At 68.7% G+C, this 12,741-nt stretch carries 13 protein-coding genes; 1 reads left to right on the top strand and 12 read right to left on the bottom strand.

The features are described from left to right. Positions 1-114: 114 nt before the first annotated feature. From proC to GYB83_RS00495, 5 genes are read right to left on the bottom strand one after another with little or no spacing between them, the layout of a single operon-like run. Positions 115-945, bottom strand: coding sequence for a pyrroline-5-carboxylate reductase (gene proC, locus GYB83_RS00515; protein WP_161893630.1), 831 nt, complete (start codon positions 943-945; stop codon positions 115-117). A gap of 48 nt (positions 946-993) precedes the next feature. Next, positions 994-1,863, bottom strand: a complete 870-nt coding sequence (locus GYB83_RS00510) for a thioesterase family protein (protein ID WP_161893629.1) — start codon at positions 1,861-1,863, stop codon at positions 994-996. Between the two features lie 7 nt (positions 1,864-1,870). Then, the gene (locus GYB83_RS00505; RefSeq protein ID WP_161893628.1) at positions 1,871-2,731 is read right to left on the bottom strand and encodes a sugar phosphate isomerase/epimerase family protein; all 861 of its coding nucleotides are present in this window, start codon (positions 2,729-2,731) and stop codon (positions 1,871-1,873) included. A gap of 8 nt (positions 2,732-2,739) precedes the next feature. Continuing rightward, positions 2,740-3,672 carry an Rv0497 family membrane protein gene (locus tag GYB83_RS00500; RefSeq protein WP_161893627.1) on the bottom strand — a complete coding sequence of 311 codons (933 nt, stop codon included), beginning with the start codon at positions 3,670-3,672 and terminating at the stop codon, positions 2,740-2,742. A 24-nt stretch (positions 3,673-3,696) separates the two neighbouring features. Beyond that, positions 3,697-4,644, bottom strand: coding sequence for a Ppx/GppA family phosphatase (locus GYB83_RS00495; protein WP_161893626.1), 948 nt, complete (start codon positions 4,642-4,644; stop codon positions 3,697-3,699). Between the two features lie 86 nt (positions 4,645-4,730). On the opposite strand from GYB83_RS00495, the gene GYB83_RS00490 reads away from it, so the two are divergent. Next, positions 4,731-5,576, top strand: coding sequence for a DUF3109 family protein (locus tag GYB83_RS00490; RefSeq protein ID WP_161893625.1), 846 nt, complete (start codon positions 4,731-4,733; stop codon positions 5,574-5,576). A 26-nt stretch (positions 5,577-5,602) separates the two neighbouring features. On the opposite strand, the gene GYB83_RS00485 is transcribed toward GYB83_RS00490, so the two are convergent. The 7 genes from GYB83_RS00485 to mshA all read right to left on the bottom strand — a co-directional run bounded on the left by GYB83_RS00485 (position 5,603) and on the right by mshA (position 12,590). Beyond that, the gene (locus GYB83_RS00485; RefSeq protein ID WP_161893624.1) at positions 5,603-6,292 is read right to left on the bottom strand and encodes a winged helix-turn-helix domain-containing protein; all 690 of its coding nucleotides are present in this window, start codon (positions 6,290-6,292) and stop codon (positions 5,603-5,605) included. Further along, positions 6,289-7,458: a sensor histidine kinase gene (locus GYB83_RS00480; RefSeq protein WP_161893623.1), complete on the bottom strand. Its 1,170-nt coding sequence runs from the start codon at positions 7,456-7,458 to the stop codon at positions 6,289-6,291. The genes GYB83_RS00485 and GYB83_RS00480 overlap by 4 nt, the downstream gene beginning before the upstream one ends. 118 nt (positions 7,459-7,576) lie before the next feature. Next, positions 7,577-7,882 (bottom strand): GNAT family N-acetyltransferase, encoded by a 306-nt coding sequence (locus GYB83_RS00475; RefSeq protein WP_161893622.1) that lies wholly within the window; start codon positions 7,880-7,882, stop codon positions 7,577-7,579. Positions 7,883-8,041: 159 nt separating this feature from the next. After that, positions 8,042-8,788: a phosphoglyceromutase gene (locus GYB83_RS00470; RefSeq protein WP_161893621.1), complete on the bottom strand. Its 747-nt coding sequence runs from the start codon at positions 8,786-8,788 to the stop codon at positions 8,042-8,044. 189 nt (positions 8,789-8,977) lie between these two features. After that, positions 8,978-10,582: an AMP-binding protein gene (locus GYB83_RS00465; protein WP_161893620.1), complete on the bottom strand. Its 1,605-nt coding sequence runs from the start codon at positions 10,580-10,582 to the stop codon at positions 8,978-8,980. A gap of 81 nt (positions 10,583-10,663) precedes the next feature. After that, complete coding sequence (locus GYB83_RS00460; protein ID WP_161893619.1) at positions 10,664-11,212, bottom strand: type III secretion system chaperone family protein; 549 nt, start codon at positions 11,210-11,212, stop codon at positions 10,664-10,666. Between the two features lie 58 nt (positions 11,213-11,270). Beyond that, on the bottom strand, positions 11,271-12,590 hold the full coding sequence (mshA, locus tag GYB83_RS00455) for a D-inositol-3-phosphate glycosyltransferase (RefSeq protein WP_161893618.1): 1,320 nt from the start codon (positions 12,588-12,590) through the stop codon (positions 11,271-11,273). Between the last annotated feature and the right edge of the window lie 151 nt (positions 12,591-12,741).

Below are 12,741 nucleotides of genomic sequence, written 5' to 3'. Positions count from 1 at the left end.
GAAAGAATGATCGGCGTCTCATCCGTTTTCACCGAGTGTTCGACGACATCTTCGCTGGCAGAGGCCCTGACGCCGAGAACACGACGCGGCACGGAAGGCCCTCGAGGGTCTCTATCAACCCTCAATCTCTGGTCGACGTGCCATCTGCGCACTGGTCTTCGCGCACGCCGCGGTCGCCTCGTTCACCGCGTGCCGGAGGCCGTGCTTCTCGAATTCCCGCAGGGCAGCCGCGGTCGTGCCGCCCGGCGAGGTGACGGCGGCGCGCAGGTCGACGGCCGTCAGACCCGATTCGGCGAGCAGCACACCCGAGCCCTTCACGGTCTGGACCGCGAGCTCAGCAGACTGCTGCCGAGTGAGCCCGAGCGCGACGCCCGCGTCGATCATCGCCTCGACCATCAGGAAGAAGTAGGCGGGACCCGAACCCGAGATCGCGGTGACCGCGTCGAGCGAACGCTCCGGGACGACCATCACCTTGCCGACCGACTCGAGGAGTCGGACCGCGACGTCCACCTGCGCGTCGTTGGCGTACCGTCCGGGGCTGACGGCGCACATGGCCTCGTTGACGAGCATCGGCGTGTTCGGCATCACCCGGATGACCGGCGATCCCGCGGGCAGCGACGCCTCGTAGCGGTCCGTCGGGATGCCCGCGACCAGGGTGATCGTGATCCGCTCGTCCTCGCTGCTGTCGTCGGCCTTCGCCAGGAGCGGCAGCACCGCGTCGACCGCGTCCGGCTTCACCGCGATGAACACGACCTGCACACCGCTTGCGGCGTCGGCGATGTCGGACGTGACGCGCACGCCGTAGTCCTCGATGAGTTCGGCCGACCGGGCGCTCGACCGTTCCACCACCACGAGGTCCTTCACCGGCTTCCCGGCGTTGATCAGACCGGCGAGGAGGGCCTCGCCGATCTTGCCGCCGCCGATGATCGCTACCCGCTCGCTCATGTCAGTTCACTGTTCCTTCTGTTCGTTCGTGTGGTCCGGGCGGTCGCGTCAACGCCGCGCCGGGATCAATGCCAGCTGCCGGGACTGCGCGACGACGGCGCCCGTCGAGTCCACCACGAGGTGATCCTCGGCGAACATGCCCCGCCCCACCTCGACGGTCGACGCCTCGTACCGCAGCCAGCCCGGCGCCGGGAGGCGACGGACGTAGGTCGTCAGCTGGACCGTCGGGGCCCAGCCGAACATGCCGAGATTCATGACGACGGGCGGCGAGATGTCGCAGACCAGGACCGGGAAGTCCAGGCCGATGTCGTCCGGCTGGTCGTCGTCGTCCTTGGGCCTGCACCATCCGCGGATCACCGGCGGCCCCGTCTCCCCGCGGGCGACGGCGAACGTGCCCGCGTCGAGGACGAAGTCGGCGGCGGCCCCCAGGTGCATCACTTCACCGACCGGGCTGTCGCCGACGCTGAGCCCGTCGACCGCTGGTTCGACAGGCATGTCGGCGAGCAGGCCGTCGGCGCGGTAGGCGGCGGCGCCCTCGTCGAGCCTGCCGAGAGTGACCGTCGACGTGACCATCCGTCGATCGTTCTGGGTCACCTCGACCCGCGCGAGGGACACCGTCCGGCCGCGCTTGACGATCGACACCTCGACGACGATCGCCGCCGGGTCCGGCGCCGCGAGATAGTCGCTCGCCACGGCGATCGCGGTGACGCCGTCGATCAGCGCCGGGTCGGCGTCGAGCTCGGCCAGGTCGATCAGCGCGGCGCGCGCCGCGCGCGTGATGACCATCTGCAGGCTGCCGCCGTGGACCTTCGGTCCGATAGTGAAGGTCTCGTCGATGACGGTGGCGTACGTGATCGACGCGCCGTCGCCGCCACGAGACAGGGTCTCGAGGTGCAGGAGGTCGGCGAGCTTCGTCATAGGTCTCCTAGAGTTCCCGGCTGAGGTGAGTGCGAGCGAATTCCAGCGAGCGCGCCAGCATCGCGGCCCGGTCGACCTTGGTGCGCGCCGACGTCGTGTGGACCTCGAGGACCACGGACCCGTCGAAGTCGCTGTCGGCGAGTCGCCTGCACACCTCGATGCACGGCTGTGTCCCCTCACCGGGGATCAGGTGCTCGTCGTGCGCGGCTCCGGTCCCGTCCGTCAGGTGCAGATGCTTGAGCCCGCGACCCATGCGGTCGGCCATCGCGAGCGCGTCGTCGCCCGCCGTGGCGACGTGCGACAGGTCGAGCGTGTAATTGTCGTAGCCGATCGCCGTCGGGTCGATCGGCTTCCCGAACGCCGACGCGCTCAGGCCCGGTCCGCCGCCGCGCTGCGCCATCCGCTCGGCAGGCCTGGACCCGCCGCCGAACAATCGGTCCGCCCGCATCGGGAACATGTTCTCCACGGCCACCGAGACGTCCGACTCGGCCTCCAGCTGGGCGACGAGGTCGTCGAACGCGGCGACGTATTCGCGCTGCCACCGGAACGGCGGGTGGACGACGACCGTCGACGCGCCGAGCGTCTCGGCCGCCCGAACCGACTTGGCGAGCTTCGCCTTGGGGTCACGGCCCCAGACGCGCTGCGAGATGAGCAGGCACGGCGCGTGCACCGACAGGACCGGCACCTGATACCGCTGCGACAGTCGGGCGACCTGTGGGATGTCCTGGCTGACGGCCTCGCCCCACACCATCAGCTCGACGCCGTCGTAGCCGAGTTCGTTCGCGTAGGCGAAAGCGGCCTCGGTGTTCTGCGGATACACCGAGGCGGTGGACAGTCCGATCGGGATCGGGATGCGCAGCTGCGACACCGGGCGCTCTAGGGCTGGGCCGCGAGGAAGACGAGCGGGCCGATCGTCACGAGCATGCCGACGGCGAGCGCGAGGAGCGTCGTCGCGAGATCGCGTTTACGCAGGATGTGCGCGAACGTCACGACCGCGAAGATCACCACGATCGCCAGGACGAGCGCCAGGTAGACGTACCGCTTCCACAGTTCGGTGAAACCCCAGAACAGGCCCGCGCCGACGCCGAGTCCGACGACGATCTCGCCGACGAACGCGGCCCACCCGAGCGCGGCCGACGGTTCCGCGTCGTCGTCCTCGGCGGCCTTCGCCGCTTTCGCCTCGGCCTTGGCCGCCTTCCGATCGGCCTTGGCCTTGGCCGCCTTGGCCGCGGCCTTGTCGTCGGAGCCTTCGGAGAGGAGCTCGTGGGCGACGGTCTCGTCGGCCCGAACGTCGTCGCCCCGAGTGTCGTCGGCGAGGATGTGCTCGCCCGCGTCGACATCGGTATCGGTATCGTCGACCAGCGGGATCGACGTGGTGTCGTCGAACGACGACGCCGGTTCCGGGTCGACAGGGGCGGCGACGGTCAACGCGTCGGTCGAGTCGTACGTCGACTGGTGGATCACCGCGGGCGGCAGATCGTAGTCGAACATGTCGTCGGCTTCGACCTTGCGCAGCGAGCCGGTGTCGTCGTCGGAGAACGCCGGGATCACGCCGGTCGACTCGACATCCGACCGAACCGGCGGTGTGAAGCCCGGCATGCCGCTCGCCCCGACGGCTCGGGGGGCGTCGGGTGCGGGGCTCGGGGCCGTGTACGACGGCATGCCCGACGCGGTCGTCGACGACGCCGTCGTTCCGGCACGCCGGACCGACACCGACTCCGAGCGGGGGAACGCGTCGTCACCGCCGGACCGTGCGATCAGTTCCGACACTGTGATCGGCTTCGACTCCGGCTCGGTCTCGTCCGCCATACGACTCCGGTGTCCCTTCGTGCGTCAGTTAGTGGTCATGGCGCCCGCGGGCTCGGAATCGAGGCGACGCAGGATCACGCCTTCTCGCAAAGCCCACGGACAGATGTCCAGTGTATCGACTCCGAGCGCACGCATCGCCGCCTCCGCCACGAGAGCACCCGCGACGATCTGCGGCGCGCGGTCGGCGCTGACGCCTTCGAGTTCGGCGCGGTCGGCCGTCGTCATGCGGGAGATGAACGCGGTGAGCTGGCGCAGGCCGCTGACCGTGAGGGTCCGTTTGACGCGCGGCCCCGCACCGGACGGCGCGGCTCCGGTCAGTCGGGCCAGCGAGCGGAAGGTCTTGGACGAGCCGACCGCGAGGTCTGCCTTGCCGACCGCGCGCAGTTCCTTCGCCGGTTCCTTGAGTTCGGCGTCGAGCCAGTCGCGCAGCACGGCCACGCGGCGACGGCTCGGCGGGTCGCCCTGCAGCCATTCGCGGGTGAGTCGCCCCGCTCCGAGCGGCAACGACAGCGCGACGTCGGGTTCCTCGTCGACGCCGTTCGACATCTCGAGGCTGCCGCCGCCGATGTCGAACGCCAGGATCCGGCCCGCGCTCCAGCCGTACCAGCGGCGGACCGCGAGGGACGTGAGGCGCGACTCGTCGACGCCTTCGAGGACCTGGATGTCCAGGCCCGAGGCCTCCTTGACCTTGCGGAGCACCTGGTCGCAGTTGGTCGCGTCGCGGACCGCGGACGTCGCGAAGGCCATCACCTGTTCGCAACCGGACGACCGGGCGATGCGGGTGAACTCCTCGGTCGTGGAGACGAGCGCCCTGGCACCGGAGTCTCGCATGCGCCCGTTCTCGTCGATCTCCTCGGCGAGCCGCAGGACCGCCTTCGTCGAGCTCATCGGGTTCGGATGACCACCCCGGTGAGCGTCGACCACGAGCAGATGCACCGTATTGCTGCCAACGTCGAGCACTCCAAGTCGCACCGATCAAACGTACTCGGCCGCCGCGGTCCGCGCGACCCGGCACTCAGCAGCTACCGTTGACATTCACTCTCAACAGGAAGGCCATCGTGTCCGCTGATCCGCGCAGGCAGGCTCCCGCCCCCGAAGCAGCCCTCGACTTCCCGCGCGAATGGTACGAGTTCTTCGACCCCGCCGACCCCGAACATCTGATCAGCGTGGACCTGACCTGGATGTTGTCCCGGTGGACGTGCGTCTTCGGGACGCCTGCGTGCCAAGGGATCATCGCCGACCGTGCCTCCGACGGATGCTGCACGCACGGGGCGTATCTGACCGACGACGACGATCGCGAACGACTCGCCGCGGGCGCGGCTATGCTGACCGCCGACGACTGGGAGTTCCACGCCGAAGGGTCCGCCGACGATCCGCTCGGTCCCGGCGGCTACCTCGAGGAGAACGAGGACCTGGAAGGCGAGCCGGCCCTGAAGACCCGCCTGCACGACGGCGCGTGCATCTTCTTGAACAGGCCCGGATTCCCCGCGGGCCAGGGATGTTCGCTGCACGGCATGGCGCTCCGGAAGGGCATCGAGCCGCTCACCGTGAAGCCGGACGTCTGCTGGCAACTGCCGATGCGGCGCGAGCAGGACTGGGTGACGCGCCCCGACGGCTCGGAGATCCTGAAGACGACGCTCACCGAGTTCGACCGCCGCGGCTGGGGCGAAGGCGGCCACGACCTGGACTGGTACTGCTCGGGTTCGCCGGACGCCCACATCGGAGCCACCCAGGTCTTCGAGTCGTACCGGCCCGAGCTCGTCGAACTCGTCGGCGAACCCGCCTACGAGGTCATCGCCGACGTCTGCCGTCGGCGCAACGGTCTCGGCCTGCTCGCCGTCCACCCGGCGACCGCCGCCGCCACCTCCCGCCGCGACACCGACCTCAAGTACGAACAGATGTAGGACGGCGGGTCGAAGGGTCGATCAGATCACGGCTCGAACTTGTAGCCGAGGCCGCGGACGGTGATGAGGTGGCGGGGCTGGGACGAGTCCGGTTCCACCTTGGAGCGCAGGCGCTTGACGTGCACGTCGAGCGTCTTGGTGTCGCCGACGTAGTCGGCGCCCCACACGCGGTCGATCAGCTGGCTCCGAGTCAGGACGCGACCGGAGTTGCGCAGCAGGTATTCGAGGAGATCGAACTCCTTGAGCGGCAGGGTCACATCGGAGCCGCCGACGCTGACGGTGTGGCGCTGGACGTCCATGCGGACCGGCCCGACCTCGATGACGCCGATGGCGGCGTCCTCGTCGTCGGCGACCACTCCCCCGCGGCGCAGGACGGCGCGGATGCGGGCGATGAGTTCGCGCGCGGAGTACGGCTTGGTGACGTAGTCGTCGGCGCCGAGTTCTAGGCCGACGACCTTGTCGATCTCGCTGTCGCGGGCGGTCACCATGATCACCGGCGTCGTCGACTTGGCGCGGATCGACTTGCAGATCTCCGTGCCGGACACGCCGGGGAGCATCAGGTCGAGAAGGACGATGTCGGGGTTGATCCGCTCGAACGCGGGCAGCGCCTGCGTCCCGTCGTTCACGATGCTCGCTTCGAAGCCCTCTTTGCGGAGCAGGAAGGCCAGCGGATCGGCCAGCGATTCTTCATCCTCGACGATCAGTACGTGCGTCAAAGCGGGAGTTCCTCTTCTGGTTCCGGGTCGATGGGAATGTACAGGCTGAACGTGGAACCGGTTCCCGGCTTGCTCCACAACCCGATGTGGCCGCCGTGGCTGGCCGCCACGTGCTTGACGATGGCGAGACCGAGTCCGGTGCCGCCGGTCGCACGCGACCGCGCCTTGTCGACGCGGTAGAAACGCTCGAACACGCGCTGCTGATCGGCGGGCGCGATGCCGATGCCTCGGTCGGTGACGGCGATGGCGACCATGTCGACGTCGTCGATGACGACCTTCTTGCGGCTGACGGACACCACTTCGCCGGTCGGCGAATGGTTGATCGCGTTCACCAGCAGGTTGTTCAACGCGGTCAACAGCAGCGTGCGGTCGCCTTGGACGCCGAAGTGCGTCGGCTCGTCGACGACGAGTTCGATCTCGGCGATCTCCGCGGACACCCCGGCGGCCGCGACGGCGTCGTCGACGAGAGCGTCGACGTCGACGGGCACGAAGTCGGCGATGGCTCCGTCCTGCAGACGCGACAATCCAATCAGCTCGTTGACGAGAGACCCCATCCGCGTGGCCTCCTTGAGGACACGGCGACCGAAATGCTCCACGGCCGCGGGGTCGTCACGCGACTCCAGCATCGCCTCCGCCATCAGGCTGATCGCGCCGAGCGGCGTCTTCAGCTCGTGCGAGACGTTGGCGGCGAAGTCTCGGCGGGTGGCCTCGACGCGCTGATTGGTGGAGTCGTCGTCGCCGTAGACGAGCACGTACTGGACGCCGGTGACCGCCGCGAGGCTCGCCGTGCAGCGCACGGTCTCGACCGGGCGGTGGACGGTGCGGCCCGTCGAGACGAATCCGAGCGTCGACTGCGGCGGAGAGAAGTCGAAGTGCCTGTCGACGCCGGTCGTGAACACTTCCGAGATCGCCTCGGCGACGCCGTCGGCGAGCACGTCCCTGACCATGCCAAGTTCGGCGGCCCGATCGTTGTAGACGATGACGTTGTGGAACTCGTCGACGACGACGATCCCCGACTCGGCCCGCGCCACCATGAGGGTCAGCAGGTCGGCGCGCGACACATCGTCGGGCCGGACGGACTGCAGATACGAGGCGTCGACGTGCGGCGGGCCGAAACGGGCGGCTGCGGCACCATTGATCAAGCGGTCACCGCTGGTCTCGGACACACCCGAATCCTACGTGCCATCGTCTGGTGTTCGCAGCCCGGGAAGACACTCTTCGCACAGCATTCACTGTCGGTCCACATGGGTTGACGCCAGGTGAACCGACAGTGTTCGGGGCGGGTCAGGATGCGACGAGATCCGAGTACTCGGGATGCTTCTCGAGGTACTTGACGACGTACGAGCAGACGGGGACGACGGTCTGATTGTTAGTGCGCACGTCGTCGAGGACGTACTTCACCAGGTCCGCGGCGAATCCACGTCCGCCGAACCGCTCGTAGACGACGGTGTGCGTGAGGGCCACGCGGTCGCCGTCCTGCGTGTAGTCGACGTAGCCGACCTCCAACTGCTCACCGTCGTCGCCCGTGATGTCAGCGCGGTAGCGCTCACGCTCGGCCAGATGCTTCACCGAAATCGTCCCGTCAGCCATGCCTCCAATGTAGCCCAGGCCACACCGGCGTGCACGGAATGTCCGACGTCGCCCGAACGAAGGACATCACGACATGCGAAGAACGCGCCACCTGCAGGTTCTCCCCCGCGGTGACGCGTTCTCCGGCGACTGACGAAACCGACGAATCGGTTGTTCGAACTACTTGGCCTCGCCCTGGGCCGCGACGGCCGCGGCTCCCGCCGCCGCCGCCTCGGGATCGAGGTAGACGCCGCCCGGCGTGACCGGGCGGAGGTCGTCGTCGAGGTCGTAGCGCAGCGGGTTGCCGGTCGGGATGTTCAGGCCCGCGATGTCCTCGTCGGAGATGCCGTCGAGGTGCTTGACGAGCGCCCGAAGCGAGTTGCCGTGGGCCGCGACCAGGACGGTCTTGCCCGCACGGAGGTCGGCCTCGATGGTCTCGGTGTAGTACGGGATGAACCGCTTGACCACGTCGAGGAGGCATTCGGTCAGCGGGACGTCGATGCCGTCGTACCGCGGATCACCCACCTGGCTGTACTCGGCGTCGGCCTCGATGGCGGGCGGCGGGGTGTCGTAGCTGCGGCGCCACAGCATGAACTGCTCGTCGCCGTACTTCGCCTTGGTCTCGGCCTTGTTCAGGCCCTGAAGCGCGCCGTAGTGACGCTCATTGAGACGCCAGTCGCGGACCACCGGGATCCAATGGCGGTCGGCGGCGTCGAGCGCGAGCTGCGCGGTGACGATCGCGCGACGCAGCAGCGACGTGTACAGCACGTCGGGCAGCAGGTCGTGTTCGACGAGGAGCTCGCCCGCACGGACCGCTTCGGCGCGGCCCTTGTCGGTCAGTGCGACGTCGACCCAGCCGGTGAACTGGTTGGACGCATTCCATTCGCTCTCGCCGTGACGCATAAGGATCAGGGTGCCGTTGCTCATGGAAGCCAGTTTCTCACACGCCCCCGACTCCCCACCCGAACGCTGAGCTCACCCGCCCCGATCGTTGAACCACACGCACCCGTCCCCCGATCGTTGAGCGAGCGAAGCGAGTCGAAGCGTCTACGGAGTGGAAGACCTTTCGACTCGCTTCGCTCGCTCAAGGAACGGATGGGAGCGGGGTGGGCGGGACTACTTGCGCAGGTCCTTGCGCAGGATCTTGCCCGACGCCGACTTCGGGACGGTCTCGATGAACTCGACGGCGCGGACCTTCTTGTACGGGGCGACGCGCTCGGCGGTGAACGCGATGACGTCGTCCTCGGAGAGCTGGGATCCGGCCTGCGCGACGACGAACGCCTTCGGGATCTCCTCGCCGTCGGCGTCGTTGACGCCGATGACGGCGACATCGGCGATGTCCGGGTGCGTCAAGAGCAGGGCTTCGAGCTCGGCGGGCGGGACCTGGTAGCCCTTGTACTTGATGAGCTCCTTGAGGCGGTCGACGATCGTGATGCATCCCGACGCGTCGACGGTCGCCATGTCGCCGGTCCGCAACCAACCGCCGTCGACGATCGTCTCGGCGGTCGCCGCGTCGTTGTTGAGGTAGCCGACCATCACGTTGGGCCCGCGGACCCAGAGCTCACCGGGCGCCGAGACCCCCTCGGTCGGCTGCGGGACGTCCGCGCCCGACTCCGGGTCGACGATCCGGTTCTCCGAGTTCGGCACGGCCCAGCCGACCGAGGCGATCGGGGCGTCGACGCCGACGGTCCCGACGCCGCCGTCGAACGGGATGAGGTGACTGACCGGCGACAGCTCGCTCATGCCGAAGCCCTGCAGCATGCGCAGGTCGAGTCGTTCCGCGACGGCGTCGCCGAGCTCCTGGTCGAGCGGTGCGGCGCCCGAGACCATCGTGTGCAGCGACGACAGGTCGTACTGGTCGATGATCGGATGCTTCGCGAGGGCGACAGCGATCGGCGGCGCGATGAACGCGTACGTGACCTTGCGTTCTTGGATGTTCGCCAGGAATTCGACGAGGTCGAACCTCGGCATGACGACGAGCGACGCGCGGGCGCGCAACGCCGCGTTGAGCAGCACCGTCATGCCGTAGATGTGGAAGAACGGGAGGACGGCGATGATCACGTCGTCCTCCTTCATGCCCTGAAGAGGCTTGATCTGGGCGACGTTCGACACCAGGTTCAGGTGACTGAGCTTGACGCCCTTGGGGTTGCCGGTGGTGCCGGAGCTGTAGGGCAGCGCGGCGATGTGGGTGGCCGGGTCGAACGTCACCTCCGGAGCCCGCAGGCCCGCGCCGAGCAGGTCTGCGGCGTTCGGGTGCCCGCTCGCGGCCAGACCCTCGCCGTCGAGGATGACGACGTCCTCGTCGGCGAAGCCCACCTCGCGGGCGGCTTCGAGGGCCTGCGGCGCCATCAGCGAGATGGTGATGATCGTCCGCGCCTTCGAGTCGACGAGCTGCTTGCGGATCTCGTTGGCGGTGAACAGCGCGTTCAGCGTGGTCGCGGTGGCCCCGGCACGCAGGATGCCGTGGAAGACCGTGGCGAACGCGGGGATGTTCGGCGACAGGATCGCGACGACGTCGCCGACCCCGATGCCACGCGCGGCGAGCGCGCCGGCCGCGGCGTCGATCTGCGCGACCAACTGTCCGTACGTCGTGGTGGAGCCCGACTTCGGCTCGATGAGCGCGACTCGGTCGCGGTCGGCGTCGGAGAGGTCGCCGAACAGGAAGTCGTAGACGCCCGTCTCGGGGATCTCGACGTTCGGGAACGGTGAAACGATGGTCATGGACAACCCTTCAGAGTGGGACGAGTCACCGAAACCATACCAACATTCATTGTCAGTGTTAGGTGCGCCTACACCGTCGGCTCAGCTCGGCGGGCGGGCGTCGTCGTCGAGCGGCGCGATCTCGGGGAGATCGTCCGGGTCGATGAGGTGCGCGAACGCGTCGAGGTTCTTCATCGGCTCGCCTCGGGCCGTCCGCCAGGCCCATTCGCGTTTGATCGACGTGAGGAATCCGATCTCGAGGATCTGGTTGAAGTCGCCGTCCGCGGCCTCGAGGACCTGGCCGAGGACACGGTCGACCTCGTCCTGCGTGACGGAGTCGGCGGATATCCGTCCGATCAGGTAGATGTCGCCCGCGTTGTCGAGTGTGTACGCGACCCCGTAGAGCCTGCGGTTGCGCTTGAGGAGGTAGCGGTAGACGGCCTCGAACTCCTCGTCGGGCCTGCGGCACACGAAGGCCTCGACGCGCACGCCGTTGACCGCGGCCGTCAGCAGGACGGTCGTCTTCAGCTTGCGCTCACCCGGCAGTTCGACGACGAGATGCTCGGACTTCGCGCCGCCCGAGGAGCGTCGGACGTAGTCGATGCCGGACGCCTCCAGGGCGGTGCGAAGTTCAGCGGTGTAGTCGGACACGTGCGGGACCTCCGGGGTCGGGGGTGGGCGGATGTCAGCGGGGTCGGGCGGGCGGATGTCAGATGGTCACGCGGGGCCGGGTGCGTCGACGACGCAGCCCGAACAGACCGGTCTGACGACCGGCCCCGCGGCGGTACGCGGCCATCGCGCGTTCGTAGCTTCCGAGCAGTGCGTCCGTCGTGTGATCCCACGAGAACGCCCGCGCGTGGATCGCGGCCTGCGTCCCCATGCTCCGCAGTCGAGCGGGGTCGGCGAGGAGGGCGGCCAGCCGTGCCGTCCACGCCTCGATGTCGTGACCGTCGACGAGCACGCCCGACACCCCGTCGGCCACGGCGACGCCGAGACCGCCGACGTTCGCGGCGATCACCGGGACCCCGCAGGCCTGCGCCTCGAGCGCCACCAGACCGAAGCTCTCCGAGTAGCTCGGAACTGCGACGAGGTCGGAGGCTCGATACACGTCCGCGAGGTCGGCCGGGGCCTGCGGGGGCAGGAACGTCACCCCGGCGGAGACGCCGAGACCCGCCGCGAGGTCGACGAGCGCCTCGGGCAGTCCGGCGCCGTTGCCCGACGCACCGCCGACCACCAGCAGTCGGAGCCTGCCCGCGGCGTCGGAACGGATCAGCGGAGCCATCGCCCGCAGCAGCACGTCCGGCGCCTTGAGCGGCTGTATCCGCCCGACGAACGTGACGACCACGTCGTCGGGCCGCAGACCGACCCTGGCGCGCGCCGCGAGACGGTCGCCAGGCGAATAGCGCTCCAGATCGGCACCCGGCACCACGACGTCCACGCGCGCGGGATCGGCGCCGTACAGATCGACGAGCTCGGACGCCTCGGTCGGCGTGTTGACCACGAGCAGGTCGGCCTCGTCGACCACCTGCTGCTCGCCGATCACGCGGAGTTTGGGTTCGGCGGTGTCGCCGTCGGCGAGCGACGCGTTCTTGACCGCGGCGAGGGTGTGCGCGGTATGGACGAGCGGGACGCCCCACCGGTCGCGCGCGAGCCATCCGACCTGCCCCGACAGCCAGTAGTGCGAGTGGATCAGATCGTAGTAGCCGGGCTCCTGGGCCGCCTCGGCGCGCAGGACGTTCGCCGAGAACGCGCACAGCTGGCCCGGCAGGTCGTGCTTGTCGAGGCCGTCGAACGGCCCGGCGGGCACGTGATGGACGGTCACTCCCGGCGCGGCCTGTTCGGTCGGCGCGTCGCTCGACGAGGTCGCACGGGTGAAGATCTCGACCTCGACTCCGCGTTTGGCGAGCCGGGTGGCGGTCTGCCAGACGTAGACGTTCATGCCGCCGGCGTCGCCGGTCCCCGCTTGGGCGAGCGGCGACGTGTGCACCGAGATGAGCGCGATGCGTCGCGGGCGAAGTCCACCGGTCATGGCACCAGGGTAGTGAATCGTCGAGCGGGACTCGGCGCGGACCGACCGATGCACGTTCGCGCATCGCTTCGACAAAGGTTCGCCCGCCGCCCTACCATTGTCGGTAACGATTTTCATTACCTTCTGATTGTTCGGCCCTACCTCGTGAGAA

Origin of the sequence: Gordonia spumicola (assembly GCF_009932475.1) — a bacterium.
Taxonomy (GTDB): Bacteria; Actinomycetota; Actinomycetes; order Mycobacteriales; family Mycobacteriaceae; genus Gordonia; species Gordonia spumicola.
This window is presented reverse-complemented; position numbering and strand designations above follow the sequence as displayed.